Here is a 26,228-nt window from a genome sequence, read left to right as displayed (position 1 = left end):
CGGATGCCGCGGCCGCCGCGCCGGAGTGGTGGTTGACTGAACCCGTGACCGAGCAGACGACCGTGGTGTGGTTCCGCGACGACCTGCGCATCCGCGACAACCCGGCGCTGCACGAGGCCGCCGCCGCCGGAGGGCCCATCGTCTGTCTCTTCGTGCTCGACGACGTCAGCGAGGGGGTGCGCCCGATGGGCGGCGCCTCGCGCTGGTGGCTGCACGGCAGCCTCACCGCGCTTCGGGAGGAACTACGCGGCATCGGGCTCGATCTGACCCTGCGTCGCGGCTCCTCCTCCCGAATCGTGCGCGAGGTGGTCGACGAGACCGGCGCCGCGAACGTGTTCTGGAACCGCCGCTACGGCGAGGCCGAGCGCGACATCGATGCCGGCCTCAAGTCGTCGTTGCGCGACGACGGCATCACCGCGAAGAGCTTCCAGGCCTCGGTGCTCGTGGAACCCTGGACCGTTCTCACCGGCCAAGGCGGCTACTACAAGGTGTTCACCCCGTTCTGGCGCGCGGTCACGGCGAAGCCCACGCCGCGGCATCCGCTGCCCTCCCCCGGGGCCGAGCGCCCGCTGCACCGCCGTCGCATCGCGAGCGACGACCTCGACGACTGGAACCTGTTGCCCACCCGCCCCGACTGGGCGGCCGGGTTGCGCGAGCGCTGGCGACCGGGCTCCGCGGGTGCGCACGACCGGCTCTCGGCGTTTCTGCGCCACGGCGTCGACGCCTACGTCGACGAGCAGGACTTCCCGGCCGAAGACGCCACCTCGGGGCTCTCGCCGCACCTGAAGTTCGGTGAGATCAGCCCCTTCGAGGTGTGGCACGCGGTCGAGCGCCACCGGTCGCAGAAGGCCTCGACCCCCGGAGCCGCGGCGGGCGCCTCGGCCTTCCTGCGGCAGCTGATCTGGCGCGAGTTCGCCTACCACCTGCTCTATCACCTGCCCACGATCACCAGCGAGAACATGCGCCCCGAGTTCGACCGCTTCCCCTGGGCCGACCGCTCGCACGCCGAGCTCGAGGCGTGGCAGCAGGGGCGCACCGGCATTCCGCTCGTCGACGCCGGCATGCGCGAACTCTGGCAGACGGGCGTCATGCACAACCGCGTGCGCATGGTGACCGCGTCTTTTCTGGTGAAGAACCTGCGCGTCGACTGGCGGGTGGGCGAGGCCTGGTTCTGGGACACCCTCGTCGACGCCGACGCCGCCTCGAACGCGCTCAACTGGCAGTGGGTGGCCGGGTCAGGGCCGGATGCCGCCCCCTACTTCCGCATCTTCAACCCCGAGTTGCAGGCGAGCAAGTTCGACAAGCACGGCGAATACGTGCGGCGCTACGTTCCCGAGGTGGGCACCGACCCCTACCCCGAGCCCATGGTCGACCTCGCGTCGTCGCGGCGGGAGGCGCTCGACGCCTACGCCACGATCCGCTGACGCGCCACCAGGCACGACAGAATAGGGGGATGACTCGACGCGGCCTGTTCCTGTTCGCCGCGCTCGGCATCGCCTGGGGCATCCCCTACCTCTTCATCAAGGTGGCGGTCGGCGAGCTCGAACCGGCCATGGTGGTGCTCGCCCGCGCCGGACTCGCGGCCGTGCTGTTGCTGCCGGTGGCCTTCTTCCGGCGCGAGGTGGGCCGGGTGCTGAGGCGGTGGAAGCCGCTGCTGGCTTACACGATCGCCGAGATCATCCTGCCGTGGTACTTCTTGAGCTCGGCCGAGCAGCGCATCCCGAGCTCCACCGCCGGGCTGCTGCTGGCGACCGTGCCGCTCGCGGGCGTCGCCGTGGCGTTCGTGCTCGGCCGGCCCGAGAAGCTCTCGGCGCTCAACTGGCTGGGCCTCGGCGCCGGACTGGTGGGCGTCGGCATCCTCGTGGGCTTCGACCTGGCGGGTTCCGACCTCATCGGCGTCGCCGAGATGGCGGTGGTCGTGGTCGGCTATGCCGTCGGGCCCGCGATTCTCGCGCGCTGGATGTCGGATCTGCCGGGCGTCGGCGTCGTGTCGCTCTCGCTGGCGATCACCGCCGTGGTCTACCTGCCGTTCGTGCTGCTGACGGGCGCCTGGCCGACGGCCTGGCCCTCGGCGTCGGTGATCGGCTCGATCGTCGTGCTCGCCGTGGTCTGCAGCGCCCTCGCGTTCGTGCTCATGCTCGCCCTCGTGGGCGAGATCGGTCCGGTGAAGGCCACGACCATCACCTACGTCAACCCCGCCGTCGCCATCATCGCCGGGGCGCTGGTGCTCGGCGAGCGGGTGACGGTGTGGACCATCGTGGGCTTCGCCGTGGTGCTCGCCGGCAGCTATCTGGTGACGCGCAAGCGACGCGCCCCGGTCGCGGCCGAGGGCCCGGAGGAAGCCGCCGCACTCGAGTGAGGCCGCGCACGGGGCCCCGACTGAGCGCCCGAGCGCCAGTACCCCGATCCCTCAGTACCCCGAGAAGAAGTCCCGGTGCACCCGGCGCACCCCCGCACGGCGGAACTCGGTCGAGACGTGGTCGACGAACCCCGGAGGACCCGACACGTAGGCCCGGCGCCCCTCGAGGTCGCCGATCGCGGCGCCGAGCGCGGCGGCGGTGACCCGGCCCGCGCCGAGATACTCCCATCCCCGGGGCAGATCGACGGGCTCCGTGGGAGCGACGACGAGCACCCGGATGCCGGCAGCGACAAGTTCGGGCGCATAGGCGAGCTCCTCGGCACTCGACACGGCGTAGACCAGCACCACGTCGACCGGGCGGCCGATGCCGCGCGCCCGCTCGGCGAGCTGGCTGACGAACGGCGTGATGCCGATTCCCCCGGCCGCCAGCACGAGCGGAACCCCGGGGTCGGCCGGCAGCAGGAAGTCGCCGCCCACCCAGGTGGATCGCACCGTCGCCCCGGGTGCCAGGTCGACGAGCGCCTGCTTGAACGAGCTCGACGGCTGCGACAGCTTCACGCCCACGCTCACGAGCGCCTCGTCGTCGGGTGACGACGCGATGCTGAACATGCGGCGCGACCCCCGCGAGTCCACCCGGCGATGCGGCACCGTCAGCTCGAGATACTGCCCGGCCCGGAAGCGCACCGGCTTCACCGGCTCGAAGTCGAAGGCCGCCGTCGTGGGCGTCAGCGCACGGCGCCCGACGAAGCGCAGCCGGATGCCGCGGCGCTGCCCGAAGGCGAAGGCGACCGCGTTGCCCACGACGAGCGCGATCTCGGGCGAGGCATAGACGGGGCCGAAGGAGTAGGGGATGGAGAACAGCACGGCGACGACCGCGGCGACGGCCAGCTGCTGCCGGCGCCGGGGCGGCAGCGTCAACGGTTCGCTCAGCATGAATCCCGCCAGGAACACGATCGGGAACGAACCCAGCGCTAGCCAGAGCGAGTCGAGCAACGGCTGGCCCACCAGCACCAGGCGCACCGTCACGATGGCGGTGGCGAGCACCACGAAGGTGAGCCCGACCGCGATCTTGCGGGTGCGGTAGAGCACGATCAGGGCCCCTACCGCCACGAACGGCAGCAGCACGGGGTTCGCCACCCACCAGGCGGACAGGTTCAGGGTGGTGATCGTCATGACGACGGCCGCCACCGCCACGGGGTTGGAGATGTGCCGACCGCGCACGGCGAGCACGAACTTCGAGGCGGAGGCCACGACACCGCTGAGGGCCAGCAGCAGGAGGGCACCGGCATCCGCGGTGGGCATGAACACGAAGAAGACGAGGATGCCGGTGATCGCCGACGACTCGAGGTGGGCACGGGTGCGGAACGCGAGCGCGAGCACCCAGCTCGACACCATGGTGGCGACGAGCGCCACGATGAGGCTCAGCACGAGCTGGAGCGGGGTGTAGAAGAGCTGACCCAGCGAGCTCGCGACGAGGGCGACGAGGGCGATGGCGCCGAGCACGAGCACCATCAGGCGATACATGGTGACGCGGCCGAGCACGGTGTCGATGCGGGCTTTCATGAGAACAGCTCCCCCCGGAAGTCGCGCGACCTCTCGGCGCGCCCGTCGGCGTACATGCGTACATAGCTGAAATGGAATGTCTCGGCAAGACGGTGCGCCCCGGTGAAGAAGAGCGCGGTGGCCAGGCCGTCGGCGAGCGCCGTGTCGGCCGCGACGACCCAGGTGGCGATCACCTCGCGGGCCGGTGACCCGGTGCGCGCGTCGAGGATGTGGTGCAGGCCGTCGCCCCAGACCCGGCGGTTGCTCGCCGAGGCGCAGAGCGACGCGTCGGCCACCTCGGCGACGCCGATGGCCGTGCCCGGCTGCAGCGGATGCTCGAGTGCGACCCGGATCGGCTCCCGCCCCGAGTGCACGAGATCGCCGCTCGCGTCGACCAGGAACTCGTCGTAGCCGCGGCCGCGCAGCAGCTCGGCCACGAGGTCGACCAGGTAGCCCTTTCCCGCCGCCCCCACGTCGATCACGACCGGGCGCTCGGTGGTCAAACGGCGGCCGTCACGCTCGACGTCGGCGGCCCAGCCGGCGGGGCCCGACGCCTCGGCGGCGGCCCGTTCGGCCGCGCCGGCGGGGCGCAGACGGTAGGAGGCGTCGTAGCCGAGCAGCTCGAGCTCGCGGCCCACGAGGGGGTCGACGGCGCCGTCGGTGGCCGCGACGAGGCGGTCGTAGAGGTCGAACAGGCCGATCGAGTCGGGCGGGAACAGATGGGTTCCCGGCCGCTCGGCGACCGCGGTCACGAGCGAGTCGGCGCGGAACCGGGAGTAGGTGCGGTCGAACTCCTCCACCCGGTCGAGCACGAGCCGGCGCGTGCCGGGGTCGAGCTCGCGAGGCGTCTCGATCTGCCACGACGTGCCGATGCCGTCGAAGTCGAAGTGCGCCGGCGCGGCGGTGCCGGCCGGCCGGGCGCTCGAGGTGGCGCTACGAGGCATCGGCCTTGATCGCGTCGATGGCCTCGTTGAAGCCGCCGCTGGTGAGGCTCGATCCGGCCACCCGCGAGACCGAGATCTCGTCGATGTCCTTGCCCACGACGACCTCGGCGATGCCGTCGGCGAACTGGGTCTGGTACTGGATGGCCGTGGGGTTCGTGGCATCCGGAGTCACGGTCACGGCCGTGATCACGTCGCCGGCGAGGGTGACCGACACGTCGATCTCTTCGGGGCCGTTCGGCGAGACGTAACCGCCGGTGGCCGAGTAGTCGCCGTCGGCATAGGTGCTCGACGACGCATCGGCCGAACCGGAGTCGCTCGAGGCATCGGGCGAGGGCGTCGACGCGGCCGACGACGCGGCGGCCGAGGTGCTCGGCGCGACGGTCTCGGCATCGGCCGACGAGGGCGTGTCGGTGGCGCAGCCGGCGAGCGCCGCCGAGATCGACAAACCGGTCATCGTGGCGAGGGCGAGCTTCTTCTGTCGAGTGTTCATGCGGAGTCCCTGTCGTTGGAGGCGGTCATTCGGTCGCGACGGTCGATTTCGACTGATACGAACGTATTGATCAAGGCTGTCAGGTGCCCATGAGCCGTCAGTGTGTTCTCAATGAGGTGCATTCGGCTGCACGGCCCGAGGGCGACCGTCGGCCTCACTCCAGGTCAACGGAACGCCGGCGAAGAACGTTCAATCGGATTTCTGGCGCCGCAGCCGCCGCAGAGTGCTGATGGTGCGCTGTTCGGGCAGGCTCCAGCCGAAGCGCACCGCCAGCAGGCGGATGAGCGTGGTCACGATCACGCAGCCGACCCCCGCCACCGTGATGTTCGCGCCCGACGACGCGGCGGCCACCAGGAAGATCGCGCCGGCCCCCGCCGCCACGGCGTAGAGCGACCCCACGTGCATCACGCCGATGGGCATGCCGAGCAGGATGTCGCGCAGCATGCCTCCGCCCACGGCGGCGACCACACCCACGAACACCGCCGGCACCACCGGCAACCCGAGCGACAGCGCCTTGCTCGCCCCGATCGCGCAGAACAGCCCGAGGCTCACCGCGTCGAGCATGGTGATGGCCACGTTCAGGCGCGAGAACAGGCGCTCGAGCAGCATGCCGAGCAGTGCCGCGACGATGGCGACCGGGATGTACCAGTTCGACTGCAGCGCGGCCGGCACCTGGTTGAGCAGCAGGTCACGGATGACACCACCGCCGAACCCCGTGACCACACCGATCAGGCCGACCCCGAGCAGGTCGAGGCGCTTGTCTTTGAACTGCGCGGCGAACATCGCCCCTTGCACACTGCCGAGCCCCGTGGCCGCGAGATCGAGCCACATCGGAATCTCGAACTGCTCGGCGACCATGCTCCGATCCTCCCACGCACCGAGGCACCCCCGGGCGCACGTCGCCGGGCGCCGGCCGCCGTCAGCGCCCGCCCCCCGCCGTCGGGACCGCCTCGGTCAGCGCGGCCCGGCCACACCGACCAGATTGCCCTGCGGGTCGGTGAAGTGGCCCACGACGAGCGAGCCGTTCGGGTTGGCCGCCGGGCCCATCACCCGCGCGCCGCCGAGTCGCTCGGCTTCGGCGAGCGCCGCCTCGACGTCGTCGACGGCCACGTAGAACACGGCGTGGGGTGCCCGGCCCGGGCCGCCGCCCACGCCGCCCGGGATGCCGGCGGGGGCACCGGAGTCACTCGCGGTGCCGTTCGTCGCGGTGCCGTTCGTCGCGGCGTCGATGAATCCGTAGTCGCCGGCATCCGACACCTCGGGGGCCACGGGCGAGTCGGTGTCGTATCGCCAGTCGAACAGCTGCGCGTAATAGGCGCGCAGGGCGGCCGCGTCGGGCCCCACGATCTCGAAGTGCACGACGGGTCGTCCCATGTGAGCGAGACTACGCGCGCCGTCAGCGGAACGCGAGGATCTCGGGCCCCCACGCCTGCCGGATGCCGGCATCGGGGTCGGCCACCACCTCGTCGTCGCGGTCGATGATGAGGGTGCCCCGCTCGGCCTCGTCGTAGCGCGGCCATTCGAGCGGCGCGGCGTCGGCGTCATCCGGAGCCCGCCCGTGGGCGAACGCGAGCCATCGCGCCTGCATGCGGCGCGACACCCGCTTGGCCTCGCCGCGGCCGCCGAGGCGGAACACGATGTCTTTGCCCCGGGGGGCGAACGAGTTGAACACGTAGGCCAGTTCGGCCGCGTGCGTGGCGCCGATGCCCGTGACCTTGAGCAGCGGGGTGGCATGGTCGAAGCGGTACATCCAGGTGGGCGCGTAGCGGCTGTGGGCTTCGGCGAGCCAGATCGACGGCATGCGGAACCCGGCGTCGCGTGACACCTCGGCGGGCGTGCGGCGGCGTGGATACGACGGGTAGGCGCCCGTGATGCGCTCGCTGACGCCCTCGAACTCGGGCCGGTCGACGGCGATCTCGACGAACATGCGCTCGATCGATTCGGTCGTGATCGGCAGCAGCGGCGAGCGCATCAGCTTGAAGAACGACGACTCGTCGCGGTTCGTGCCGATGATGAGCGGGATGCGGGGCACGGTTCCGTCGCGGAAGGCGGCGAGCGGGTAATCGGGCAGCACGTCGTCGCCGTAGACCGGGGCCATGGCCAGCGTGCCCGGCACCGACGTCGACACCTCGTGGATGAGCTCGGCGCCGGCGTCGACCAGGTCGAACGGGTCGAGATCGCGCAGGCGCTGGGCGTCGCGGGGCTCGATGCCGACGATCGAGAGGAACTTCTCGGCCACCGTCGCCGCCCGCTGCCGGCCGTAGATCGACGTGACGGGCGCGCTCTGCGCGATGGCGCGGTGGAACAGGCCGGCCGCCGAGGGCGACGCCATCAACGCGATGACGGATGCCCCGCCCGCCGACTCGCCGAAGAGCGTCACGTTGCCGGGGTCGCCGCCGAAGGCCGCGATGTTGTCCCGCACCCACTCGAGCGCGAAGATCTGGTCGCGCAGCCCGACGTTGGAGTCGAAGCCGTGGCCGAAGCTCGAGGTGCCGGCCGTGGCCGAGAGGCTCGAGAAGTCGACGAAACCGAGCACGCCCAGACGGTAGTTGACGGTGACCACCACGACGTCTCCGCGCTCGGCCAGCTTGCGCGCGTCGTAGAACCGCTGGCCCGTGGAGCCCTGGAAGTAGCCGCCGCCGTGGATCCACACCATCACCGGCTTCGCCGCGGCACCCGCGGGAGCGTCGCCCGCGGCTGATTCGCCCGATGTCGCGCCCTGCCCGACGGGCGTCCAGACGTTGAGGCTCAGGCAGTCCTCGCTCATGCCGATGGCGGCGTCGACCTCCATCGACTTCAGGATGCGCTGCGGCGCCATCGGGCCGTAGCCGGTGGCATCGCGCAGCTCGGGCCAGGGCGGGGGCGCGATCGGCCGGCGGAATCGGCGATCGCCTACGGGCGCCGCCGCGAACGGGATGCCCTTCCAGCTCAGCACGCCGCCCTCGCGTGCTCCTCGCACGGCCCCGGCGGACGTCTGGCGGATCGGTGACTCCTGACCCACGAGCGTCATAGCGGCATGCTACCCGTGGCGGCTGGGTGCGCCGACCTACGCCGGCCGGTTCACCGTCGAGCGGCGCTCGGGGTGCGGGGCAGGCGCCGCAGGTCGTCGACCGCGGGGCCCTCGATGCGGGTGCCCTCCGCGGTGAAGCGCGACGCGTGCAGCGGGCAGTCCCACGAGCGCTCGGCGTCGTTCCAGGCGAGCACCCCGCCGAGGTGCGGGCACACGGCGCTCACCGCGCAGGTGGTGCCGCCGACGGTCGAGATGCCCACCGGCCGCCCGTTCGCGTTGGCGACCACGCCCTCACCCTCGGCCGGGCGGGCGACGGGCACCGAGCGCCGTTCGGCCCCGAGCCATCCCTTGGCCGCCTCGGCGCCGACCTCGGCACCGCCGATGCCGCCGCGACCGAGGTCGGCGGGCTTCGTCATGCGCGTGGCGAGCACACGGTGCCAGTGGCGTCGCTCCGACCAGGCGTCGCCGAGAATCTCGGACGACAGCCGGATGCCGGCCGCCACCCCGTTGGTCATGCCCCACTTCGCGAACCCCGTGGCCAGATAGACCCGACCTCGGCCGCGGGGCAGTGCGCCCACGAAGGGGATGAGGTTGAACGACTCGTAGTCCTGCGCCGACCAGGAGTTGGTGAGACGGGCGCCGGGGTAGTGGCGTTCGCTCCAGGCCCGCAGGTCGTCGACGCGGTCCTGCTCCGAGAACGAGCCGGCCCGGCCGACGCCGTGCCCGTTGCCCCCCACCACGAGCAGGTCGCGGCCGTCGCGAGGGGCCGTGCGCACCGACCGGGAGCGCACGGAGTCGCCGATGGAGAGGAACATGCCGTCGGGCAGGTCGCCCGGCCCGGCATCCGGAACCTCGAAGGCGAGGGCGTAGGAGCGCTGACCATGCGTCTTGGCGAAGTACAGCCCGCGGTCGAGGATGGGCGTGGCCGTGGCGAGCACCACGTTCAGCGCCCGCACCTCGCCGAGGGGAGTGATGACGCGGGCCGGCGACGACGCCTTCACCCCGGTCACCCGCACCCCGGTGTGGATGATGCCGCCCGACTCCATGAGCTCGCGCGCGAGCGCCACCACCGCGTCCATGGCGTCGAACTGCGCCTGTTCGCCGAGCGCCACCCCGAACGCGAACGGGAACGGCACGTCGACGTCGTCGACCAGCCCGACCGGCAGGCCCACCTCGCGGGCCGCGCGGTATTCGGCCTCGACCGCGTCGGCTCCGTCGGCGTGCTGGGCGTAGCTGTAGGCGGTGCGGCGCTGCACGGGCACGCCGGCGCGCTCGCAGAAGTCGAGCAGCCATTCCTGGCCGTCGCGGTTGGAGTCGACGTAGGCCTGCAGCACCCGGCGGGAGTGGTGGCGGCGGATCGTCGACAGCCGGCTGCCCTGCAGCAACGAGATCTTGCCGGTCGTGTTGCCGGTGGCGAGCGCTCCGATGTCGAAGGCCTCGATCACCGCGACCCGGCGCCCGGCCTCGGCGAGCATGAGGGCGGTCGAGAGCCCGGTGATGCCCGCGCCGACGATGACGTCGTCGTATTCTTCTTCGGCCAGGAACGGGTGCGTGGGCAAGGGGCGGCGTCCGTCGAGCCAGAGGGATTGCATGGCACCAGTAGACACCTGACTCCGCGGGAGCGGGCGGGTGTGCGGATGCTCTGCGGATGCTCCCAGAAGCTCTGCGGTTTCGCGCACGGGTCGACAGCGCGCCAGAATGGTGCCTACGGTTGGTCAGTGCGACGGGGTCAGCCGCGCAACCGTCCTCGACACGAACCTTCGAATGGGAGCAGCAATGTCCGACCTGAACGACCGGATCAACGAGCCCGACGAGACCCTTGAGTTCTCGCTCTCCGACCAGGAGCTGGAGTCGGTCGACCTCGACACGACCGAAGACATCGACGACGACCCCGATCTCGTCGACGCCGACGTCGAGAAGGTCGACCCGATCTTCGACGACGACGAAGAGGTGCTGAACGACAACTTCGGCTACGAGGAGTAGGTCGCGAACACCACGACGTTGTCGAGGTAGTGACCGGTGGAGTCGTCGAACACGCCTCCGCAGGTCACCAGGCGCAGCTGGGCGTCTGGCGTAGGGCCGTAGACCTCGGTGGTGGGAAAGGCGTTCTTGGGCGCTTGGATCGACCGGTCGACCGTGAAGGCCACCGACCGGCCGTCGGAGAGGTCGACCTCCACCCGGGCGCCGGGGGTCAGTGAGGCCAGGGCGGAGAAGACGGCTGGTCCGACGGCGGAATCGATGTGCCCAGCGATGACGGCCGGTCCGAGGTCGCCCGGCACGACGCCGTCGCGATACCAGCCGGCGCTCGCGAAGTCGGCCGGGGCCTCGATCGCGCCGGTCGCGTCACGGGTGAGCGACTCGAGCCCCGAGTCGACGCCGATCGACGGGATGCGCACGCGCACCGGCTGGGCGGCGGAGCGGGCCTCGCCGGCGGCGGCATCGGTGGCGGTGGCGCTGTCGGCGGCGCTCGCGAGCCCGGGTGCGAGCTGGGGGTCTTGCATCGCTCCGGCCGCGCCCGACGAGGCATCGGCCTGCATGCCGCCGGGGCCGGGCGTGGCCGTGTCGTCGGCGCTGCCGGCTCGGTCGCTCCGATCGGCGGAACCGGATGCCGCAGCCGGGCTGCTGCCCGAGGCGGCACCCTCGAGGGATCCCGCCGACCCGGCGGAGCACCCGGCGAGCAGCGTCATGACGATCGCGGCGGCGCCGGCGGCAGCAGCGAGACGACCGTGCGCCGGGCGGGCGCCGAGGTCACGACGAGCACCGCGACCGCCAGGCGCACGACGGACACCGCGAGCTCCGGGGGAACCGGGGCCACCAGCGGCGCGACGAGCACCGTCACCACCGCCGGCACTCGCCCCCCGGCCTGCCGATCCGGGTGCCGGCATCAGCTGACCTCGGGGGCCCGGCGCAGCACGCGCTTGAGCACGAGCACGGCGGCGCCGAGAACGGCGAGAACGGCGGCCGTGCCCACGGCCTCGAGCGAGCGGGGTCGTGCGGTGGCGGCATCCGTCGCCGTGTCGCGGGTGGTGTTGCTGGTGCTGGCGCCATCGAGGCTGTGCCCGTCGACACCGGTCGCGGCGCTGCCGTTCACGTGCTGCGTGGCGGTCGCCCCACCGCCGGTCTGGATGCCGCCCGACGGCAGGTCGCCGACGCTGGCCGAGTCGATGACCGACGTGAGCGTCACGCCGCCCGAGGCGTTGTCGAGCACGAAGAGGGTCGCGACGGCTCCCGAGGCGAGGTCGATCTGAGCGGTCGACGAGGTGGTGTCGGCGGTGACGTCGAGGGTCCAGGGGCCGGCGGCGACGCTGGAGTAGCCGGTGGCCGTGCCCTGCTGGGCGTCGGTGGTGATGGCCGTGCCGGTGGTGGTCTCGATGTCGACCGACTTCGCGGTGGTGGAGGCCTGGATGACCCGCACCCGCGCCTGCCCGGCGGCGGGTGGGGTGAGGTCGTCGGGGAACACCGCGGTGTCGAGGTCGGCGTTCTTGCCGTAGGCGGCGACCGTGAGTGGCTGGCCGGGCTTGACCTCGACCGACTGCTGGATGACGGGGGCCGTGCCGGTCGGAGCGTCGGAGGGCACCATCGAGATGACGTAGATGCCGTGCGGCAGGTCGATGTAGGGCGACACGGCGCCGTAGGCGACGTCGTCGAGCTCGGAGACGACCGCTCCGCCCGAGAGGGCCGTGAGCTTCACGTCGACCGATTTCGTGTCTGGTGAGAGGTGGGCGACGCGCACCCAGCCGTCGCCGGGTTCGTCGGCCTGCGCGCCGGATGCGCCGACGACGCCCAGCACCCCAAGGCTGAGCACGGCGGCGAGAACGGTGGCCGACGACGCCAGGCGGCGCGCCGGAGTGGTGGTCGTGAGGAGGGAATGCATGGTGTGTTCCTTCGAACGGTGGGGCGGTGGTGCGGTGGGGGTTTCGGTTTCGATCGGCGGGCCGGTCGAGGAGGAGGGCGGTGGTGCGGTGGTGGTGTTGTTCGGTGGTGCGGTAGTCGGTTGTCGGCGGAGTGTTCGGTTATCGGGGGGTCGGGTATCGGGGGGTCGGGTCGATGGTTCGGGTTCACGGGGCGGCCGGCGGAATCAACCCCTCCGGCTCGCCCACGGGGAAGGTCACGACGAGGCCATCGGGCGAGGGCGTCACGGATGCCGGCCGCACCGGTTCACCGAGCGCCGAGAACCACGCGCTGATGCCGGGGTCGTCGCCGGCCGGCACCCCGCCCGACGACTCGATCAGCAGCTGGCGCCGGGGGGCGGTGTTCTCGCCGGTGGCGAGCGGGAAGTCTGCCACGACCACCGACGTGTCACCCAGCAGCTGGGCGAGCGAGAGGATGACGCGGGAGTCGACCCGCCCGGTGGTGAGCAGCTCGCGAGCGCCGTCGGAGAGCGTCAGATCGGGGTTCGCGGCGAGCTGCACCCCGGCTGCGGCACGATCGGCGGCCGACACAGCGTCGTTCGGAGTGGGCCCAGCCTGCTCGGCATCTGCCTGCCCGGCGGGCGGCGCCCCAGCCGCTGCCGCATCGATCTTGCGCACGTCGACGCGGCCGGCGCCTTCGCCGAAGCTCGCCACCACCGTCGAGTGCTCGATGGCCTGGGCCACCGGGTCTCCCCCGCCGGCGCCGAGGGAGGCGGTGGCCACGAGGTAGTCGACGTCGCGCCATCCTGTGGCGTCCGCGCTCGGAGCCAGAGCGGCATACCCCGACACCGCAGCTCGAGCGAACCCCCGCTCGAACAGGTCGACCACCAGGGCGTCGTCGACGATGACACGGGTGTTCGGCGCGAGGTTGACCCCGAGCCACGACTCGGCATCGCGGAGCGGCCGGTTCACGTCGGAGGCGACGAAGGCGGTCAGGCGATCATTCCAGAGCGGAGTCGCCACCACGGCCGCGGCCAGCACCCCCGTCACCACGAGCAGGCCGAGCGCCTGGCGCGCGAACACCGTGCCGGGCGTCGCGGGCGCGTAATGAGCGCCGACCGCCTCGACCGCCGTCGGCCCCGTGCGCACCCTGGCGCGCGCGAGCACGCTCTGCACGATGCCCGGAACGAGCACCGCCACCAACGGCAGCACCAGAACGATCAGCACCCCCGCGGCCGCCAGCACCCCGGCGACCGCCACCGTCACGAGCACGGTCACCGCCAGCGGCCGCAGGCGCCGCGCGAGTAGTCCCCCTACGGCCGCCCCACCCGCGACCACCAGCCCCACCGGATCGAGCACCCACCACAACCCGGATGCCGCCACCAATCCACCCCCCGACCCCGCGGCTGTCCCACCACCGAACCCCTCACCGGCGACCCCGACCCCGACCTGCTCAACCTGAAGCACCCCCACACCCCACCCGAGTGCTGAGGCCACCACGAAGTACACCCCCACAACCGCCACGAAGGCGCCCGCCACCAGCACCAGCGCACCCCGCCGACCGGCCGACGCTGCGCCCTCACCCGTCAGTGCCGCGCCCCGACCGGGCGCGCCCAGCCTCCGAGCCACAAGCCACGCCACCAGCGGCACCCCCACGATGCACACCGGCGCGGTGACGACAGCGATCCCGGCGGTGATGCCGGCGGCGATCGCCGCGAGCAGTCCCCAGCGGGCTCGCTTCGAGGGCCGGGCCGACCCCTGGGCCTCGACGAACGCATCGGGACGCACCCCAGCGAAACCGAAACCGGAGCCGCCCCTGCCGCCGTCAGCCGGAGCCGCCGCCACGACATCGGCGGCCGCGTCGCCTCGACGGCCGCCGACCGCCAGCACGAAAGCGGCGAGCAGCCACAGAACCCCGATCTGCTCGACCGAGACCGAGCGGTGCACCTGCAGGGCGATCGGGGCGACGGTGAACAGCAGCACCGCGGCAGCGGACGACGCCCGGCCGAGCCCGAGGCGACGAGCGAGAACCCAGAGAAGCACGGCCGACACCATCGTGACGAGAACCATGAACTCGCGGGCCCCCACCACCGCCAGCTCGTGACGTCCGAAGGAACCGGTCAGCGCGGTGTAGCCGGCGAGTTGCAGCACCCCGGCCGCAGGATCGCCGCCCCACAACGAGGTCGAGGTGAGGTCGCCGAAACGCACGAAGTCCCACGCCTTCGTCGTGAGCACGCCCTCAGTCGCCGAGATTCTCGGCGCGCCGGCGAGCCCTGCGATCTGCGCCACCGCGCCGATCACGAGGGCGACCAGGAGCCATGCGGCGCTCCGCCCTCGCCGCGTTACCCACGACGAAACCGACGAAGACGAAGACGGCGTCGACAACGGTGTCGATGTAGCATCCGAACCCCGGCTGTGATCGGTGAGGGTATTGTCGACGTCGACCATGAAGGGCATTCGGAGCCGACGGTGTCACCCGATTGGGGTTCACGGGGTGAAATTCACGAATGTCGGGGTGAAATCACCGACCGGAGAAGAATCGCCTCACGTGGCCGGCCATCAGGTCGGGCTGTTCGAGGGCGGCGAAGTGCCCGCCACGAGCAAGCGGCGCCCAATGCACGATGTTCGAGCACGCCCGTTCGGCGATCGACCGCGGCAACCCCGCGAGCCCGGGTTCGGCACTGACCGGGAACGCCGCCGGCACGTCGATCATCGGCCGCATCGCGTTGCTGTCGTAGTCGAGGTATTGCCGGAACGACGTGCCGATCGACCCCGTCACCCAATAGAGCGTGAGCATCGTGAGGACGGTCTCACGATCGATCACCCGCTCGAATTCGCTACCGTCGCCCTCGCTTCCCGAACCCCTCCAGTCGGCCCAGTCGCGATATTTGTCCACCAGCCACGCCGCGAGCCCCACCGGCGAGTCGATCAGCGCGGCCGCGATCGTGTCGGGCCGGGTGATCATCATGGCGCTGTAGCCCCCGTCGAGCTCGTCGTACGCGCCCTCGAACGCAAGGAACGCCTCCTCCTCCGGGCTCAGCGTCGCGTCATCGAACGACGACGGGAACGGCGGATGAATCATCTGGATGCCCACGACCTGCTCCGGATGCTCGGCCCCGAGCCACGCCGTGGCCGCCCCGCCGATGTCGCCCCCGAACGCGCCGTATCGCTCGTAGCCGAGCACCTCGGTCATGAGGGCGTGCAGCAGATCGGCGATCGCCTTGCGCGTCAGCGGCCCCTCGGGCAGACCCGAGAAGAGAAACCCGGGGAGCGACGGGATGACGACGTCGAACGCCTCGCCGTCGTCGCCGAACCGCACCGGATCGGCCAGCCGCTCGGCCAGCGGCAGCATCTCGACGAAGCTGCTCGGCCAGCCGTGGCTGAGCAGGATCGGGAGCGGTTCGCGCCCGGCCTCCTCCGGCCCCCGCACGGCTGCGAGGCGCACGAAATGCATACGCGTGCCGGCGACGGTGGCGACGAACTGCGGATGCCGGTTCAACCGCGCTTCGACCGCCCGCCAGTCGAAGTCGTCGCGCCACGTCGACACCAGGCTCTCGAGGTAGCCCGCCGGCACCCCGGCGGCCCAGTACTCGGGTCGCGACGGCGCGACGAACCGCGCACGCGCGAGTCGCCCGCGCAGGTCGTCGAGCACGTCATCGGCCACGTCGATGGTGAATGGCTCCATGCCCACGACCCTAGGCCAGCCCGGCCCAGCCCCGCCCGGCCCACCCCGCCGAGACCCAGCCCCGCCCGAAGCCCGGCCCTCAGATGTAGATCGCCGGGTCGAGATAGAACGCCGGGTCGGTCAATGCCCCCCGCTCGGCCGAGTCGGGCGGCAGCTGCGAGAGATCGCGCGCCGGGATGCCGACGAGAATCGCCCCCGTCGGCGCATCCTTCACCACCACGGCCCCCGCCCCGACCATGCTGTCGGCGCCGATCGACACGGGCCCGAGAATGGTGGCGTTGGCCCCCACCACCACGCGGTCGCCGAGCGTCGGATGCCGCTTCTCACGTCGCTCGCTCTTACCGCCGAGCGTCACCCCGTGATAGAGCATCACGTCGTCGCCGATCTCGGCGGTCTCGCCGATCACCACCCCCATGCCGTGGTCGATGAACAAGCGCCGGCCGATGCGCGCACCCGGATGGATCTCGACCCCGGTGAGGAACCGCACGAACTGCGACAGCAGTCGGGCCGGCAGCTTGAGCCCGGGGCTCCGCCACCAGCGGTTCGCCACCCGGTAGCCCCACACGGCGTGCACGCCGGGGTAGGCGAGCACCACCTCGATCGACGTGCGGGCCGCGGGGTCGTGGGTGCGGGCGGCGCGCACGTCTTCGCGCAGGCGCGCGAGCAGCGACGACCGGCTCACCGCGCGCCGTTCTCGGTCATCCGCACCTCTGAGGGCCTCGTCGGGCAGCCGGCTCAGTCGCCGAGCCCGGCCCAGAGCGGCGTGGAGATGTAGCGCTCGCCCAGGTCGCACACGACGGCCACCACGGTCTTGCCCGCGTTCTCGGGGCGCTTCGCGACTTCGAGGGCCGCCCACATGATGGCGCCCGACGAGATGCCGGCCATGATGCCCTCTTCGCTCGCGAGGTCGCGCGCGACCCGCAGCGAGTCGTCGAGGCTCACGTCGATGATCTCGTCGTAGACCGTGCGGTCGAGGATGTCGGGAACGATGTTCGCCCCGATGCCCTGGATCTTGTGCGGCCCGGCCTTGCCCTGCGTGAGCAGCGGCGAGTCGAGCGGCTCGACGCCCACGACCTGCACGCCGGGCTTGCGCTCTTTGAGCACCTGGCCGACACCGGTGATGGTGCCGCCGGTGCCGATGCCCGCCACGAAGATGTCGATCGCGCCGTCGGTGTCGGCCCAGATCTCTTCGGCCGTGGTCTTGCGGTGGATCTCGGGGTTCGCCGGGTTCTCGAACTGCCGGGCCAGGATGGAGTTCGGCGTCGACTCGACGATCTCGGTCGCCTTCGCGAGCGCCCCACGGATGCCGTCGGGCCCCGGGGTGAGCACGATCTCGGCACCGTAGGCGCGCATCACCACGCGGCGCTCGGTCGACGCCGTCTCGGGCATGGTGAGGATGACCTTGTAGCCACGGGCCGCGCCCACCATCGCGAGCGCGATGCCGGTGTTGCCCGAGGTGCCCTCGACGATGGTGCCGCCGGGCTGCAGGGCTCCGGATGCCTCGGCCGCGTCGACGATCGCCACGCCGATGCGGTCTTTCACGCTGTTGGCCGGGTTGTAGAACTCGAGCTTGCCGAGCACGGTGGCGTCGATGCCCTCGGTCAGCTTGTTGATGCGAACCAGCGGGGTGCGCCCGACGAGTTCGGTGACGTCGTTGTAGATGCGAGCAGACATGGGCGTTCAGCTTTCTGAGAGCGGTCGTTGGTCGTCTCGACAACTCTAGTTCGACGCCCGCTCCCGCGGCTCGCCCGCGCGGATTATGACGCGAGGCCCTCGATGACCTCGGAACCCGGCAGCTGCGCGAGCAGCGCACCCGGCACGATGAGCTTCGACCGACGGATGCCGCTGCCGATGATGACCGCGGGCGCCGCCGCCACCCGTCCATCGATCAGCACCGGCCAGGCGGCCGGCAGCCCGATGGGGGTGATGCCGCCGTACTCCATGCCGGTCTCCTCGACCGCCCGCTCCATCGGCAGGAACGACGACTTGCGCACGTCGAGCCGCTGCCGCACGACGGTGTTGACGTCGGCACGCGTGCTGGCGAGCACCACGCACGCCGCCACCCGCTCCTGGCCCTCGCGTCTGCCGGCCACGACGACGCAGTTCGCGAGCGTCGTGGCGTCGAGCCCGTAGGTCTGCTGCGTGGCGGCGGTGTCGCTCTGGGGGGGGTCGATCTCGACGACCCCCACGGCATCCTGCAGCCCCAGGGCCTCGATGGCCTGCCAGACGGGCGGGGCGACCAGAGCGGGGCGGGCGGAGACGGGAACGGTGGTCAGCGCACCGAGCGTGAAGACGGCCATGATCCGATTATCACGCCACCTGCACCTCGTGCGGCCACTCGGCGGCCCGGTGCTGGAACTCGAGGATCGCGGGGTTCTGCACGACCCCGTCGGCGATCTCGGTGGCGCGGGCGAGCGTGGCATTGCCGGCCCGGGCATCCGGCCCCGCCATCATCGCGGGAACGAACGGCAGCAGCGCCTCGCTGTTCTCCCAGCTCGAGGAGTTCCAGAGCAGCGACGGGCTGTGATCGACGCCGTAGTAGTTGATGCTGCCGTCGCCGATGGTGAACATCGGGTCGGAGAAACTCGTGGGGCGGGCCCATTCGAACGCCATGCCCTCATCGCACGACACGTCGACGATCAGGCTGCCGGGCCGGAACGATCCCAGGTCGTCGACGCGCAGGTAGAGCAGCGGGGCGTTCGGGTCTTGCAGCGTGCAGTTCACGACGATGTCGCTTTCGGCCAGGAAGGGCGCGAGCGGCACCCGGCCGTCGTCGGTGATGACCTCGCTGAGGTAGGGGCCGTCGTCATGGTCGAACTGGATCATCTGCGCCGAATGGATGGGCGCGGCCACCGCGGCGACCCGCCGGTTGGTGAGCACCCGCACGTCGTGGATGCCGTGGGCGTTGAGCGCCGTGACGGCGCCGCGGGCGGTCGCGCCGAAGCCGATCACCACGGCGGTCAGCCGGCGGCCGTAGGAGCCGGTCGACCCGCAGAGCTCGAGCGCCTGCAGCACCGAGCAGTAGCCGGCGAGCTCGTTGTTCATGTGGAAGACGTGCAGCCCGAAGCTGCCGTCGGCGTTCCAGTGGTTCATCACCTCGAAGGCGACGAGGGTGAGCCGCTTGTCGATGGCCAGCTGGGTGATCGCGGCATCCTGAACGCAGTGCGGCCAACCCCAGAGCGTCTGACCGTCGCGCAGCTGCTGCACGTCGGCGAGTTGCGGCTTGGGCAGCAGCACGATGTCGCTGCCCGCGAGAACTTCGGCCCGGCTGCCGATGCGCCCGACGAAGGGGGCGATCGCGGCGTCGTCGACGCCGAACCGGCGACCGTAGCCCTCTTCGACGAGCACGAACGGCCGAAGGATCTCGTCGATGCGGTCGAAGTGCGCCGGATGAATCGGCACGCGTCGCTCGTCGGGCTTCAGCGACGTGCCGATGACGCCGAGAACCGAGGGCGCCGAGCTGGGGTTCGAGCCGGCGTTGAGGCCGGCGGTTGGGCTGGTGTTCGTGCTGGTGGTCATGCGCTTTCCCCTCGACGGGGGCCGGGCGACTCCGTGCCTCGAACGCTACACCACGCCGAAATGACTCCGCCGCCCCGGTGATCACCGGGTGGTGACGCGGGGCGGCGGAGCGGAGTGCGCGGACCTAGCCGTAGATCGGTGCGCCGATCTAACCGCAGCTGTAGGTGACGCCGTTCATCTCGTAGACGCCGTTGGAGCACTGGCTGACCACGGCGGCGATCACCACGAAGAAGATGATGAACCCGATGATCGACAGCACCAGCGAGACGATGCCGAGGATGAGGCCGACCGTGGCCGGGGTGTTCTTCGGCACTCCGCCCTTCTTCGACTGGCTCTTGGCGATCGCGCTCACGATGATGCCCGCGATGGCGCCGATGAACGGGATGATGAAGAACGAGGCGATCGAGAGCACGAGGCCCACGATGCCGAGCGTCTTGCCCGGAACCACCGGCGCGGCGCCGTAGCCAGGCTGCGGCTGATAGGCCGGGGCTCCCGAGGGCGGCGCCGGTGGCGCGGCCTGGTACTGGGGCGCGGCGGGGGGAGGGGGCGTAACGGGCTGCTGGGGCGGAACCGGTGCGCTGTTCGGCGGCTGATTCTCGTCGGTCATGAGCGGACTTCCCTTCTCTGGTGGATCTTCCAGGGTGATTCGAAGATTACCGTGAAGCTCCGGTCACGGCCGAAGATTTCGCGGGTCGGCGTGATTCCGGCGAACCGCTAGCGTGGAGACGTCCGATCCTCGTCGAAGGAGAATGCTGTGGCTGCAGTGCGCCCCCTGTCCGGTGCCCGAATCGATCTCGAGGCCGGTGACTACCGCGCGTCGATCGCCTCGATCGGCGCCACCCTGCGCGTGCTGCAGTTCGACGCCCGCGACCTGATCGTGCCGTTCGGCGTCGACGAGGTGCGCCCGGGCTACCGTGGAGCCACCCTCGCGCCCTGGCCGAACCGGGTGGTCGACGGCCGCTACACCTTCGACGACGTCGACGAGCAGCTGCCGCTCACCGAGCCCAGCCGGGGTCACGCGCTGCACGGCCTGGCGAGCTGGCTCGATTTCACCGCGGTCGACCGGGCCGTCGACCGCGTCGGCCTCGTCGCCGTGATCGAGCCGCAGACCGGCTACCCGCACCGCCTCGAGCTGCGGGTCGACTACCTGCTCGACGAGCAGGGGCTGCACGAGACCGTGACGGCCAAGAACGTGGGCACGGCGCCGGCTCCCTACGGCACCGGCCCGCACCCCTACCTTGTGGCGGGGCCCGGTCTCGTCGACGACTGGACGCTCGAGCTGCCCGCCGACGAGGTGCTCACCGTGACGGCCGACCGGCTCATCCCGATCGCGCTCGCCGACGTGGCGGCCGAAGGCGACGGCGTCTTCGACTTCCGCGAAACGCGACCGATCGCCGACACCTTCATCGACCACGCGTTCACGAGCGTGCACCGCGACGCCGACGGCCTGGCCACCGTTCGCGTGACGGCCGCTTCGGGTGACGGCGTGGCGATGAGCTTCGGGCCGGAGTGCGCCTGGGTGCAGGTGCACACGGCCGACACCCCCGCGCCTGACACCGACCGCATCGGTCTGGCGGTCGAGCCGATGACCTGCCCGCCGGATGCGTTCAACTCGGGCGTCGATCTCGTGGTGCTCGAACCCGCACAGAGCACCGCGGCATCCTGGACCCTCACCGCGATCACCGCCGGCGCCTGACGGCGGGCCTCACCGCAGGCACCGCCGCAGGCACCGCCGCAGGCACCGCCGCGACCACCCGATCGGCGCGAGTCAGCCCGCGAGGTCGTCGGCGTCGGGCAGGCTCGCGCGGTCGTAGCTCTTGTGGTGGCGCGGGATGAACACCGTGAACACCACGCCCACAACGGCGGCGATCGCCGAGATCACGAAGGCCAGCTGGAAGGCCGAGGCGCTGGGGGTGGTGACGTCGCCGACGGTCACGAGACCGGTGGTGAGCACCACGCCGAGCACGGCGCTCGCGATGGTGGAGCCGAGCGTGCGCATGACCGAGTTGAGGCCGTTCGAGGCCGCCGTCTCGGTGGCGGGCACGGCGCCCATGATGAGGTTGGGCATCGAGGCGTAGGCGAATCCGACGCCGAACCCGACGGCGGTGGCGATGAGGATGGTGTGCCACACCTCGCTCATGAAGAAGATGGCCACCACATAGCCGACCGCGATGATGGCGATGCCGAGCAGCAGGCTCGTGCGGGCCCCGCGCGCCCGGGTCAGCCGCGCGGCCACGGGCGACATGGCCCACATGATGAGACCGCTCGGCATGAGGCAGAGGCTCGCCACGAGCATCGTCTGGCCGAGCCCCACGCCGGTGCCGGTCGGCGCCTCGAGCAGCTGGGGCAGCACGACCGTGCTGGCGAAGAACGCGAAGCCCACGGTCACCGAGGCGAGGTTGGTGAGCAGCACCGTGCGGCGGGCGGCCACCCGCAGGTCGATCAGCGGGCTCTTCGTGCGGAGTTCGAAGAACCCCCAGCCCACGAGAACGAGCACGCCGACGGCCAGCAGGCCGATGGTCATGGGGCTCGCCCAGCCCCAGCTGCTGCCCTTCGACACACCGAGCAGGATGCCGACGAGCCCCACGGCGAGGCCCGCCGCCCCCACGAAGTCGAACGTGCCCTCGCTGCGGAGCGTGCTGACGGGGATGAGCCGCCACACGAGCACCAGGCCGATCGCGGCGAGCACACCCGAGACGACGAACAGCACGTGCCAGTCGAGGTATTGCGAGATGACCGCCGACACCGGAAGACCGACGGCGCCACCGACGCCGAGCGTGGCGCTGACGAGGGCCACAGCCCCGCCGAGGCGGTCGCGGTGCAGCACGTCGCGCAGGATGCTCACCCCGAGCGGGATGACGCCGATACCCACGCCCTGCAGCGCACGACCCACGATGAGGGGGATGAGACTCGACGAGAGCATCGCGATGACCGAGCCCACCACGACGAGCGCGAGAAGCACGAGCACCAGCCGCCGCTTGCCGTAGAGGTCACCGAGCCGGCCCGTGATCGGCGTGGCCACCGCGGCGGCGAGCAGTGTCACGGTGACGGCCCACTGCGCGTCGTCGGGTGAGACGTCGAGGATGGTGGGCAGCTCGGGCACCAACGGGGTGAGCAGCGTCATCATGAACGCCGCCACGAGACCGGTGAAGGCGAGCGCGAACACCACCGCGCGCTGGTTGACGGGCTTGCGCAGTTCGGCGCGCTCCGACTCGGTCAGCCAGGCTGCGGTCTCGGTGTTCTGCGTGATGGTAGTTACCCCCCGTGAAGTATTTTACTCCGGTGGAACCGCGCGGCTCGTCGCCCTATTCCCCGCGCGGCTCATTCCCCGCAGGGCGGAGCATGCACCGATCGCCGATAATGAAGCATGCGCACTGAGCGGGGCTTCGACCGGCTGGTCAACTTCAGCGACGCCGTGGTCGCGATCGCGATCACGCTGCTCATTCTGCCGCTCGTCGACACCGCCACCGAGCTCAAGGGCATGACCGTCATCGAGCTGCTGCAGAACGACGGCCTGAAGCTGCTGGTCTTCGTCATCAGTTTCGCCGTGATCGGGCGGTTCTGGCTCGCGCACCACCAGATGTACGAGCGGGTCGTGGGCTACAACATGCCGATGCTGTGGGTGAATCTGCTGTGGCTGCTCAGCATCGTGTTCCTCCCCTTCCCCACCGAGCTGATCGCCTCCACCGGCTACGACTCGGCCACCACCTCGGCGCTCTACGTCGGCACCATGGTGCTCACCAGCGCGGCGGCGACCTGGCAGATGGCGATCATCCTGCGCAACCCCGACCTTCAGGCCCCGGCCGCCCGCGGGCAGCTCACCCTGCAGCCCTCGCTGGTCTCGCTGGGGCTGATGCTCGCGGCATTCGTGTTCGTGCTGCTCTTTCCGAGACTCGGACTGTGGTGGCTGCTGCTGCTCGTGCTGAGCGGCCCGGTGCAGCTGCTGGTCAGGCGCATCCGGCCGCAGACGTCGGCGCCCGCGGCCTGAACCGCCGACTTCGCGTTTTTTTCGCACGCGCTGCATCCAAATCGGCCGAACCCCGGGAAGTAGGGGTGTAAGCAGTTTTCCCTCGTCCCCTCGGGGCTCGATTTGGAGGTACTCATGCGCAAGATCATCGTCGCCGGCATCGCAGCCGGCGCTCTCGTCGCTCTCGGAGGCGCTCTGCCGGCATCCGCTGCCGACGGAGACGCCCAACTGTCGGTGCTGCACGCGGTTCCGGATGTCACGGTCGACGTCTACGTCAACAACGCACTGACGCTCGACGACTTCACCCCGGGAACCCTCGCCGGGCCCCTCGCCCTGCCGGCCGGAACCTACTCCGTCGCCATCACGGCCTCCGACGCGGCCGACGCCAGTGCCCCGCTGATCGGCCCCATCGATCTGCCGCTGGCCGCCGGCGGCAACTACACCGCGGTCGCCCACCTCACTCCCGCGGGCGACCCGACGGCGACGCTCTACACCAACGACATCTCCACGATCCCGGCCGGCCAGGGCCGGCTGACCGTGCGGCACGACGCCGCGGCTCCGGCCGTCGACGTGCTGGCCGGCGGCGCCGCGGTGATCAGCAACCTCTCCAACCCCGCGGAGTCGGTGCTGACCCTTCCCGCCGGAACGGTCTCGGCGACCGTCGCCGCCACCGGAACCACCGACCCGGTGATCGGCCCGGCCGACGTGAACGTGGCCGAGGGCACGAGCACCATCGTCTACGCCTGGGGCAGCCTCGAGGCGGGCAACCTGGCACTGGCTGTGCAGACCATCGACGGACTGCACTCCAACCCGGGTGGCGTGCCCGCGGGCGAAGCCGGGCTGGTCGCCACCAACCGGCCCGCCGACACGAGCGGTCTGTGGTTCGCCGGTCTCGCCGCCCTGCTGGTCGTGGGTGCCGGAGCGCTGAGCACGACGGTTCGCCGTCGGGCCGTCGCGAAGTCGGGCCGCTGATCGCGGTCGACGCCGGCCGATCCGATCGATTCCGATCGACGCTGCGATCCTGATGCGCACCAGACGAGCCACGGCAGGGGCCACCGCGACCCCTGCCGTGGCTCCGGCGCGCGCCGGGATCGCGGCGGCGGCGGTGCTGCTCGCAGCTCCCCTCCTGACCGGATGCGCGGGGCCGACCGACTCCGCGACCGGCACGGGCGGGGCGGGTGCCACCTCCGCGGCCCCCACAGCCACCGCGCCCACGGGCTCCCCGACACCCGAGCCCACCTCCACCGCTCCCGCGGCATCCGGTCTCGACGTGCCCCGCACGAACGCCGACCTCGCCGCCCAGCCCCCGCAGACGGTGATCGAGCCGGTGCGGGTCGAGGTGCCGTCGCTCGGCATCGACGTCGCCGTGACCGCCGAGGCCCTCGCCGACGACGGCACGCTGGCGTTGCCGGCCGATCCGGATGTCGCCGCCTGGTACCGCTACGGGCCGTCGCCGTGGAGCGCGGCAGGGGCCACCGTCATCGCCGCCCACGTCGACTCGCTCGAATACGGGCTGGGGCAGTTCGCCCAGCTCGCCTCCGCGCCGGCCGGCACCCTCGTGGTGGTGACCGGCGACGACGCATCGGTCGCGCAGTTCACCACGGCGACCGTCGAGGTGCTGCAGAAGACGGCGGTGCCCTGGGCGACCGTGTTCGACCGCACGGGGGCGCCCCGGCTGACCCTGGTGACCTGCGGAGGCGAGTTCGACTACTCCACGGGGCACTACCTCAGCAACGTCATCGTCACCGCCACCGCCACCGCCACCCCGACCGGCTGATGGGGGCGGGACAGTATGCTCGTGACCACGACGACAGCGGAGCTGCGACCGGCGCTCGAGGCACGGTCACCGCGATCGCCCAGCGAGCGCGACGAGGCGCCGCGACCACGGAGGCACCCCACTGACGTGACAGACGACGTGACCGACCACGAGACCGACCTCTCGACCCTCGCCGAGGCATTCGGCGCGGGCGACGAGCGCGCGCTCGCCGAGGTCTACTCGCGCTGGGGCTCGCTCGTCTACACCCTCGCGGTGCGATCGCTCGGTGACTCCGGCGACGCCGAAGACGTGACCCAGAAGGTGTTCGTGGCCGCGTGGCGCGGGCGCTCGTCGTACGACCCGGCGCGGGCGAAGCTGCCCGGCTGGCTCGTGGGCATCGCTCGGCACTGCATCGCCGACGCGCACGAAGAGCGGTCTCGGCAGCGCCGCAGCGAAGAGGCCTACGCGGAACAGCGCGTGGTGCCCGCGGGCGACGACGTCGTCGACGCCACCGAGCGCATGATGATCGCCGACGAGCTGAAGCATCTCGAACCGGTGCCGCGCAGGGTCATGCAACTCACCTTCTATGACGACCTCACGCACGCGCAGATCGCGGATACTCTCGGGTTGCCGCTCGGCACCGTGAAGAGTCACATCCGACGAAGTCTCGTGCGGTTACGCAGCCGATTGGAGGTGGACCGTGACGCATATTGACGCCGAGACATTGGCGCTCATCGCCCTGTCGGAGATGACCCCCGACGCTGACGCCCGCGGGCACCTCATCGCCTGCTCGGAGTGCTCGAGCGAGCTCGCCGAACTCACCCGCACCGCTCAGTTGGGTCGCTCCACGCAGGGCCTCGAGCTGCTGCAGCCGCCCGACGCGGTGTGGGGGCGCATCCAGGCCGAGCTGGGGCTCGGGTCGAGCGCCGCTCCGGATGCCGCGGCGACCACGCGCGACCGGCGGGCGGCGTCTGGCGCGGCGGTTGCCGCAGCGGCAGCGGCGCCTGCTGGGGCGGCGCCTGCTGGAAGTGCACCTCCTGCTGGAGCGCCGGGCGCACGGCCCGGCGCAGGCCATGTCGCCGCGCCCGCCGCGCCCGCCTCGCCC

At 71.4% G+C, this 26,228-nt stretch carries 26 protein-coding genes and 1 pseudogene; 9 read left to right on the top strand and 18 right to left on the bottom strand.

Annotation, left to right across the window (positions count from 1 at the left end):
* Positions 1-44 precede the first annotated feature (44 nt).
* Both N1032_RS00140 and N1032_RS00135 read left to right on the top strand, forming a co-directional pair.
* Positions 45-1,424 (top strand): cryptochrome/photolyase family protein, encoded by a 1,380-nt coding sequence (locus N1032_RS00140; RefSeq protein WP_259536627.1) that lies wholly within the window; start codon positions 45-47, stop codon positions 1,422-1,424.
* Between the two features lie 29 nt (positions 1,425-1,453).
* Entirely contained in the window at positions 1,454-2,359 is a 906-nt protein-coding gene (locus N1032_RS00135; protein ID WP_259536626.1) for a DMT family transporter, read from the top strand.
* Between the two features lie 51 nt (positions 2,360-2,410).
* On the opposite strand, the gene N1032_RS00130 is transcribed toward N1032_RS00135, so the two are convergent.
* The 7 genes from N1032_RS00130 to N1032_RS00100 form a co-directional block, all read right to left on the bottom strand.
* Positions 2,411-3,922 carry an FAD-dependent oxidoreductase gene (locus tag N1032_RS00130; protein ID WP_259536625.1) on the bottom strand — a complete coding sequence of 504 codons (1,512 nt, stop codon included), beginning with the start codon at positions 3,920-3,922 and terminating at the stop codon, positions 2,411-2,413.
* Positions 3,919-4,845: an FAD:protein FMN transferase gene (locus N1032_RS00125; RefSeq protein WP_259536624.1), complete on the bottom strand. Its 927-nt coding sequence runs from the start codon at positions 4,843-4,845 to the stop codon at positions 3,919-3,921. The genes N1032_RS00130 and N1032_RS00125 overlap by 4 nt, the downstream gene beginning before the upstream one ends.
* The gene (locus tag N1032_RS00120) at positions 4,835-5,335 is read right to left on the bottom strand and encodes a hypothetical protein (RefSeq protein ID WP_259536622.1); all 501 of its coding nucleotides are present in this window, start codon (positions 5,333-5,335) and stop codon (positions 4,835-4,837) included. The genes N1032_RS00125 and N1032_RS00120 overlap by 11 nt, the downstream gene beginning before the upstream one ends.
* A 189-nt stretch (positions 5,336-5,524) precedes the next feature.
* Positions 5,525-6,193, bottom strand: a complete 669-nt coding sequence (locus N1032_RS00115; RefSeq protein ID WP_259536621.1) for a trimeric intracellular cation channel family protein — start codon at positions 6,191-6,193, stop codon at positions 5,525-5,527.
* 96 nt (positions 6,194-6,289) lie between these two features.
* Positions 6,290-6,709 carry a VOC family protein gene (locus tag N1032_RS00110; protein ID WP_259536620.1) on the bottom strand — a complete coding sequence of 140 codons (420 nt, stop codon included), beginning with the start codon at positions 6,707-6,709 and terminating at the stop codon, positions 6,290-6,292.
* Positions 6,710-6,731: 22 nt separating this feature from the next.
* Positions 6,732-8,345 (bottom strand): carboxylesterase/lipase family protein, encoded by a 1,614-nt coding sequence (locus tag N1032_RS00105; protein WP_259536618.1) that lies wholly within the window; start codon positions 8,343-8,345, stop codon positions 6,732-6,734.
* Between the two features lie 50 nt (positions 8,346-8,395).
* Positions 8,396-9,937 carry an FAD-dependent oxidoreductase gene (locus N1032_RS00100; protein ID WP_259536615.1) on the bottom strand — a complete coding sequence of 514 codons (1,542 nt, stop codon included), beginning with the start codon at positions 9,935-9,937 and terminating at the stop codon, positions 8,396-8,398.
* A gap of 184 nt (positions 9,938-10,121) precedes the next feature.
* On the opposite strand from N1032_RS00100, the gene N1032_RS00095 reads away from it, so the two are divergent.
* A complete protein-coding gene (locus N1032_RS00095; RefSeq protein WP_259536614.1) occupies positions 10,122-10,328 on the top strand; it encodes a hypothetical protein in 207 nt (68 codons plus the stop codon).
* Here N1032_RS00095 and N1032_RS28225 read toward each other — a convergent pair.
* From N1032_RS28225 to N1032_RS00040, 10 genes are all read right to left on the bottom strand, one after another.
* Complete coding sequence (locus N1032_RS28225; RefSeq protein ID WP_310795901.1) at positions 10,316-11,032, bottom strand: class F sortase; 717 nt, start codon at positions 11,030-11,032, stop codon at positions 10,316-10,318. The genes N1032_RS00095 and N1032_RS28225 overlap by 13 nt on opposite strands.
* Positions 11,029-11,196 (bottom strand): hypothetical protein, encoded by a 168-nt coding sequence (locus N1032_RS00080; RefSeq protein ID WP_259536612.1) that lies wholly within the window; start codon positions 11,194-11,196, stop codon positions 11,029-11,031. The genes N1032_RS28225 and N1032_RS00080 overlap by 4 nt, the downstream gene beginning before the upstream one ends.
* A gap of 33 nt (positions 11,197-11,229) precedes the next feature.
* Complete coding sequence (locus tag N1032_RS00075; protein WP_259536611.1) at positions 11,230-12,219, bottom strand: DUF4397 domain-containing protein; 990 nt, start codon at positions 12,217-12,219, stop codon at positions 11,230-11,232.
* 184 nt (positions 12,220-12,403) lie between these two features.
* A complete protein-coding gene (locus N1032_RS00070; RefSeq protein ID WP_259536610.1) occupies positions 12,404-14,644 on the bottom strand; it encodes a hypothetical protein in 2,241 nt (746 codons plus the stop codon).
* A gap of 73 nt (positions 14,645-14,717) precedes the next feature.
* Entirely contained in the window at positions 14,718-15,881 is a 1,164-nt protein-coding gene (locus N1032_RS00065; protein WP_259536609.1) for an epoxide hydrolase family protein, read from the bottom strand.
* 79 nt (positions 15,882-15,960) lie between these two features.
* Entirely contained in the window at positions 15,961-16,563 is a 603-nt protein-coding gene (gene epsC / locus N1032_RS00060) for a serine O-acetyltransferase EpsC (protein WP_259536608.1), read from the bottom strand.
* Between the two features lie 53 nt (positions 16,564-16,616).
* Positions 16,617-17,555 carry a cysteine synthase A gene (gene cysK / locus N1032_RS00055; protein WP_259536607.1) on the bottom strand — a complete coding sequence of 313 codons (939 nt, stop codon included), beginning with the start codon at positions 17,553-17,555 and terminating at the stop codon, positions 16,617-16,619.
* Positions 17,556-17,638: 83 nt separating this feature from the next.
* Positions 17,639-18,181, bottom strand: coding sequence for a YbaK/EbsC family protein (locus N1032_RS00050; protein WP_259536606.1), 543 nt, complete (start codon positions 18,179-18,181; stop codon positions 17,639-17,641).
* Positions 18,182-18,191: 10 nt separating this feature from the next.
* Entirely contained in the window at positions 18,192-19,400 is a 1,209-nt protein-coding gene (locus N1032_RS00045) for a N(5)-(carboxyethyl)ornithine synthase (protein ID WP_259536605.1), read from the bottom strand.
* Positions 19,401-19,548: 148 nt separating this feature from the next.
* Positions 19,549-20,007: a DUF4190 domain-containing protein gene (locus N1032_RS00040; RefSeq protein WP_259536604.1), complete on the bottom strand. Its 459-nt coding sequence runs from the start codon at positions 20,005-20,007 to the stop codon at positions 19,549-19,551.
* A 147-nt stretch (positions 20,008-20,154) separates the two neighbouring features.
* Here N1032_RS00040 and N1032_RS00035 point away from each other — a divergent pair, with 147 nt between their 5' ends.
* A complete protein-coding gene (locus N1032_RS00035) occupies positions 20,155-21,096 on the top strand; it encodes an aldose 1-epimerase family protein (protein ID WP_259536603.1) in 942 nt (313 codons plus the stop codon).
* A 72-nt stretch (positions 21,097-21,168) separates the two neighbouring features.
* On the opposite strand, the gene N1032_RS00030 is transcribed toward N1032_RS00035, so the two are convergent.
* Entirely contained in the window at positions 21,169-22,596 is a 1,428-nt protein-coding gene (locus tag N1032_RS00030) for an MFS transporter (RefSeq protein ID WP_407933003.1), read from the bottom strand.
* A gap of 171 nt (positions 22,597-22,767) precedes the next feature.
* Between N1032_RS00030 and N1032_RS00025 the strand changes: the two genes are divergently transcribed.
* The 5 genes and pseudogenes from N1032_RS00025 to N1032_RS00005 all read left to right on the top strand — a co-directional run.
* The gene (locus N1032_RS00025; RefSeq protein ID WP_259536601.1) at positions 22,768-23,388 is read left to right on the top strand and encodes a TMEM175 family protein; all 621 of its coding nucleotides are present in this window, start codon (positions 22,768-22,770) and stop codon (positions 23,386-23,388) included.
* A gap of 114 nt (positions 23,389-23,502) precedes the next feature.
* Positions 23,503-24,339: a DUF4397 domain-containing protein gene (locus N1032_RS00020; RefSeq protein ID WP_259536600.1), complete on the top strand. Its 837-nt coding sequence runs from the start codon at positions 23,503-23,505 to the stop codon at positions 24,337-24,339.
* Between the two features lie 52 nt (positions 24,340-24,391).
* Positions 24,392-25,144, top strand: coding sequence for a class F sortase (locus tag N1032_RS00015; RefSeq protein ID WP_259536599.1), 753 nt, complete (start codon positions 24,392-24,394; stop codon positions 25,142-25,144).
* A gap of 21 nt (positions 25,145-25,165) precedes the next feature.
* Positions 25,166-25,837: an RNA polymerase sigma factor gene (locus tag N1032_RS00010; protein WP_310795900.1), complete on the top strand. Its 672-nt coding sequence runs from the start codon at positions 25,166-25,168 to the stop codon at positions 25,835-25,837.
* Positions 25,824-26,228 (top strand): annotated as a pseudogene (locus N1032_RS00005) (hypothetical protein); the annotation flags it as partial. The gene N1032_RS00010 and the pseudogene N1032_RS00005, both read left to right, overlap by 14 nt.

Source organism: Herbiconiux daphne (assembly GCF_024979295.1).
Lineage (GTDB): Bacteria > Actinomycetota > Actinomycetes > Actinomycetales > Microbacteriaceae > Herbiconiux > Herbiconiux daphnes.
Note: the sequence above shows the minus strand (reverse complement) of the source record. Positions and strands in the feature narration are given on the sequence as shown.

Coding starts and splice junctions, on each gene's coding strand:
- N1032_RS00125 (WP_259536624.1), bottom strand. CDS start 4,845: ATGCCTCGTAGCGCCACCTCGAGCGCCCGGCCGGCCGGCACCGCCGCG.
- N1032_RS00025 (WP_259536601.1), top strand. CDS start 22,768: ATGCGCACTGAGCGGGGCTTCGACCGGCTGGTCAACTTCAGCGACGCC.
- N1032_RS00120 (WP_259536622.1), bottom strand. CDS start 5,335: ATGAACACTCGACAGAAGAAGCTCGCCCTCGCCACGATGACCGGTTTG.
- N1032_RS00050 (WP_259536606.1), bottom strand. CDS start 18,181: ATGGCCGTCTTCACGCTCGGTGCGCTGACCACCGTTCCCGTCTCCGCC.
- N1032_RS00115 (WP_259536621.1), bottom strand. CDS start 6,193: ATGGTCGCCGAGCAGTTCGAGATTCCGATGTGGCTCGATCTCGCGGCC.
- N1032_RS00105 (WP_259536618.1), bottom strand. CDS start 8,345: ATGACGCTCGTGGGTCAGGAGTCACCGATCCGCCAGACGTCCGCCGGG.
- N1032_RS00015 (WP_259536599.1), top strand. CDS start 24,392: ATGCGCACCAGACGAGCCACGGCAGGGGCCACCGCGACCCCTGCCGTG.
- N1032_RS28225 (WP_310795901.1), bottom strand. CDS start 11,032: ATGACGCTGCTCGCCGGGTGCTCCGCCGGGTCGGCGGGATCCCTCGAG.
- N1032_RS00070 (WP_259536610.1), bottom strand. CDS start 14,644: ATGGTCGACGTCGACAATACCCTCACCGATCACAGCCGGGGTTCGGAT.
- N1032_RS00130 (WP_259536625.1), bottom strand. CDS start 3,922: ATGAAAGCCCGCATCGACACCGTGCTCGGCCGCGTCACCATGTATCGC.
- N1032_RS00065 (WP_259536609.1), bottom strand. CDS start 15,881: ATGGAGCCATTCACCATCGACGTGGCCGATGACGTGCTCGACGACCTG.
- N1032_RS00135 (WP_259536626.1), top strand. CDS start 1,454: ATGACTCGACGCGGCCTGTTCCTGTTCGCCGCGCTCGGCATCGCCTGG.
- N1032_RS00100 (WP_259536615.1), bottom strand. CDS start 9,937: ATGCAATCCCTCTGGCTCGACGGACGCCGCCCCTTGCCCACGCACCCG.
- N1032_RS00095 (WP_259536614.1), top strand. CDS start 10,122: ATGTCCGACCTGAACGACCGGATCAACGAGCCCGACGAGACCCTTGAG.
- cysK (WP_259536607.1), bottom strand. CDS start 17,555: ATGTCTGCTCGCATCTACAACGACGTCACCGAACTCGTCGGGCGCACC.
- N1032_RS00110 (WP_259536620.1), bottom strand. CDS start 6,709: ATGGGACGACCCGTCGTGCACTTCGAGATCGTGGGGCCCGACGCGGCC.
- N1032_RS00040 (WP_259536604.1), bottom strand. CDS start 20,007: ATGACCGACGAGAATCAGCCGCCGAACAGCGCACCGGTTCCGCCCCAG.
- N1032_RS00075 (WP_259536611.1), bottom strand. CDS start 12,219: ATGCATTCCCTCCTCACGACCACCACTCCGGCGCGCCGCCTGGCGTCG.
- N1032_RS00020 (WP_259536600.1), top strand. CDS start 23,503: ATGCGCAAGATCATCGTCGCCGGCATCGCAGCCGGCGCTCTCGTCGCT.
- N1032_RS00045 (WP_259536605.1), bottom strand. CDS start 19,400: ATGACCACCAGCACGAACACCAGCCCAACCGCCGGCCTCAACGCCGGC.